The organism is Klebsiella sp. V115_8 (assembly GCF_029967715.1).
Lineage (GTDB): Bacteria > Pseudomonadota > Gammaproteobacteria > Enterobacterales > Enterobacteriaceae > Klebsiella > Klebsiella quasipneumoniae.
Genome location: NZ_JASCAR010000013.1, coordinates 1 through 3,462 on the forward strand (window position 1 = coordinate 1; position 3,462 = coordinate 3,462).

General features: G+C 60.9%; 3 protein-coding genes, 1 tRNA gene and 2 other RNA genes. 1 reads left to right on the forward strand and 5 read right to left on the reverse strand.

Going from position 1 to position 3,462, the window contains the following annotated elements:
- Positions 1-177: 177 nt before the first annotated feature.
- From QLG03_RS05990 to QLG03_RS06010, 5 genes are all read right to left on the reverse strand, one after another.
- Positions 178-315, reverse strand: a non-coding RNA gene (locus QLG03_RS05990) — RtT sRNA.
- A gap of 43 nt (positions 316-358) precedes the next feature.
- Positions 359-496, reverse strand: a non-coding RNA gene (locus tag QLG03_RS05995) — RtT sRNA.
- 43 nt (positions 497-539) lie between these two features.
- Positions 540-627, reverse strand: a tRNA-Ser gene (locus QLG03_RS06000).
- Between the two features lie 145 nt (positions 628-772).
- Positions 773-1,450, reverse strand: coding sequence for an isochorismatase family protein (locus QLG03_RS06005; protein WP_002898927.1), 678 nt, complete (start codon positions 1,448-1,450; stop codon positions 773-775).
- 18 nt (positions 1,451-1,468) lie between these two features.
- Complete coding sequence (locus tag QLG03_RS06010; RefSeq protein WP_023289110.1) at positions 1,469-2,329, reverse strand: pirin family protein; 861 nt, start codon at positions 2,327-2,329, stop codon at positions 1,469-1,471.
- Between the two features lie 114 nt (positions 2,330-2,443).
- Here QLG03_RS06010 and QLG03_RS06015 point away from each other — a divergent pair, with 114 nt between their 5' ends.
- Entirely contained in the window at positions 2,444-3,349 is a 906-nt protein-coding gene (locus QLG03_RS06015; protein WP_023289111.1) for a LysR family transcriptional regulator, read from the forward strand.
- The last annotated feature ends 113 nt before the right edge of the window (positions 3,350-3,462 follow it).

The following is a 3,462-nucleotide window of genomic DNA, read 5'->3' on the forward strand; positions in this document are numbered from 1 at the left end:
GGTGAGGGGGGGATTGACTCGCTTCGCTCGCCCCTGCGGGGCAGCCCGCTCGCGGGCTCGCGGTCTGTCCAACTGGCTGCGCCAGTTGTCGAACCCCGGTCGGGGGTTCTCATCCCCCCCAGCGGAGAATATAAAAGAAAAGAGCCTGTACTTGCGTACAGGCTCTCATCTCGAATATGGCGGTGAGGGGGGGATTGACTCGCTTCGCTCGCCCCTGCGGGGCAGCCCGCTCGCGGGCTCGCGGTCTGTCCAACTGGCTGCGCCAGTTGTCGAACCCCGGTCGGGGGTTCTCATCCCCCCCAGCGGAGAATATAAAAGAAAAGAGCCTGTACTTGCGTACAGGCTCTCATCTCGAATATGGCGGTGAGGGGGGGATTGACTCGCTTCGCTCGCCCCTGCGGGGCAGCCCGCTCGCGGGCTCGCGGTCTGTCCAACTGGCGTTGCCAGTTGTCGAACCCCGGTCGGGGGTTCTCATCCCCCCCAGCGGAGAATATAAAAGAAAAGAGCCTGTACTTGCGTACAGGCTCTCATCTCGAATATGGCGGTGAGGGGGGGATTCGAACCCCCGATACGTTGCCGTATACACACTTTCCAGGCGTGCTCCTTCAGCCACTCGGACACCTCACCATATTGTCTTGCTGCTCACCTTGGGTGGGCAACGGGGCGCTACTATAGGGAGTTGCGTTTAAACGGTCAAGCATAATTTCTTCTTTCTTTACCGACCGCTCACGCAATGAACAACGCCCCGCTGCGACGTAGCGGGGCAGGCGTTTTAGCGCTGGGAATCAAGCTGTTCGTTATTCTTCACGACGTCCTGCGCTTTGCTGTAGCTTTCGATCAGCAGCTGGTAGGCCGGGAAGACTTTGGTGTACACCTCCGCCCATTCTGCGGCGTCCGGGCGATTCCAGGTACGCTGTAGCTCAGAGGCGACGGCGGCGGTATCCATCGGCACTACGCCGGCCTGTACCACGCGAGCCAGGGTGATCTCCTGCGCCATTTTGCTGTAGGTGCCGGAAGCGTCAATCACGGCAAACACTTTATAACCGTCGGCGACGGCGGCAATCGCCGGGAAGGCCATGCAGACGCTGGTGATGGTCCCGGCGATAATCAGCGTTTTGCGACCGGTCGCTTTCACCGCTGCGACGAATTCCGGGTTATCCCAGGCGTTGATCTCGCCTTTACGGGCGATGTATTTCGCATGCGGCGCGTTCTCATGAATCTCCGGGATCAGCGGACCGTTCGGCCCCTGCGGCACGGAAGCGGTGGTGATCACCGGGATCCCGGCAAGCGAGGCCATCTTCGCCAGCGCGGCGGCGCGAGCGCGCAGCTCTGGCATCGGCATATCGCCGACGGTCTGGAACAGGCCGCTCTGGTGGTCAATCAACAGCATGGCGGTATCGTTGACATCAATCACCGGACGAGCACCGTTAAAGTTAGCGGGAGTAGACATAGTATTCACCTCAATGAGTTAGATTTGGCCAAAGCGGCCGCTGTTAAAATCGCGAACGGCTTCTGCGATCTGTGTTTTGTTATTCATGACAAAGGGGCCATAGCCCACAATCGGCTCCTGCAGCGGTTCGCCGGCCATCAGCAGAACTTTTGCCTGGGTTGTCGCCTCCAGGTGTAGTGCGTCTCCTGCCTGGCTCAGGACGGCGAGCTGGCCTTCGCGGGCGGATTCGGAACCGTTGATGATCACTTCCCCTTCCAGTACCACCAGCGCAGTACTCCAGCCTTCCGGCTGGCGAAGCGTGAGGTCGTGCCCCTGATTCAGCTGCAGATCCCACACGTTAAGCGGTGAGAAGGTATGGGCCGGGCCGCTGACGTCGTCATACTGGCCGGCAATAACCCGAACCTGTCCGGCGCCATTCGCCAGCGCGGCGGTGGGGATTGTCCCGGCGGTAATGCTCTGGTAGCCGGGGGCCGTCATTTTGTCTTTGGCGGGCAGGTTGACCCACAGCTGGATCATCTTCAGCTCGCCGCCGCTGCGGGTGAAGGCCTCCGAGTGGAACTCTTCGTGCAGGATCCCGGCGCCGGCCGTCATCCATTGCACGTCGCCTGGGCCGATCACCCCGCCGCGTCCGGTTGAGTCACGATGCTCTACTTCACCGGCGTAGACGATAGTGACGGTTTCGAATCCGCGATGCGGATGCTCACCGACGCCGCGTTTATCGCTGCCTGCCGGGAAGGTGTACGGCCCGGCATAGTCGAGCAGTAAGAAGGGGCTCAACTGCTGGCCGTGCGTCTGATAGGAAAACATCGAACGAACCGGGAAGCCGTCGCCTACCCAATGCTGCGCAGGCGCGGTGTAGACTCCTGTAATCTGTTTCATGGCTTTCTCCTGTGTATCGGTATCTGATGTGAATAAGCTTATATCCGGGACGACGTGTGCGGTAGTAAGCAAAAATGACCTATACTGTTCCAAAAATGGAACAATGGAGGAAGGATGCAGGATCTCAATGACTTCGCCTGGTTTGTCCAGGTCGTGGACCATGGCGGTTTCGCCGCGGCGGGGCGAGCGCTTGACCAGCCGAAATCCAAGCTCAGCCGCCGTATTGCGCAACTCGAGGAGCGGTTGGGCGTGCGTTTGATTCAGCGAACCACTCGCCAGTTCGCGGTCACCGAGGTCGGGCAGACCTTTTACCAGCATTGCAAAGCGATGCTGATTGAGGCCGAGGCGGCGCAGCAGGCGGTCGACACGCTGCGCGCCGAGCCGCGCGGCAGCGTCAGGATCACCTGTCCGGTCACCTTGCTGCATGTCCATATCGGACCGATGCTGGCGCGATTTATGGCGCGCTATCCCGGGGTAACATTGCATCTTGAGGCGACCAACCGCCGGGTGGATGTGGTCGGTGAGGGCATTGATGTGGCGATCCGCGTCCGTCCCCGGCCAATCGAGGACAGCGACCTGGTGATGCGCGTGCTGGCGGACCGCGGGCACCGGCTGGTGGCCAGTTCGCAGCTGATTTCCCGGCTCGGACGCCCGCAGGCGCCGTCTGAGCTGAGCGACTGGCCGGGGCTCAGCCTGGGGGCGAACAAGCATCAGCATAAATGGCAGCTTACCGGGCCTGAAGGGGCAAGGGCGGAGGTGTATTTCACGCCGCGAATGGTGACCACCGATATGCTGGCGCTGCGCGAGGCGGCGATAGCCGGCGTGGGGGTGGTGCAGCTTCCTTTATTGATGGTGCGCGATCAGCTGGCGTCAGGGGAGTTAGAGGTGGTACTGGATGAGTGGCAGCCGCGGCGGGAAGTGATCCATGCGGTATTTGCCTCCCGGCGCGGGCTGCTGCCCTCCGTTAGAGCGCTGGTGGATTACCTCAGCGAAGAGTATCAGCGAATGGAGGAGGATTAGCTTCGGGATTCGCTTTTCCCGGGGGGCGTCCCCCCAGCGGAGAATATAAAAGAAAAGAGCCCGTACTTGCGTACAGGCTCTCATCTCGAATATGGCGGTGAGGGGGGGATTGA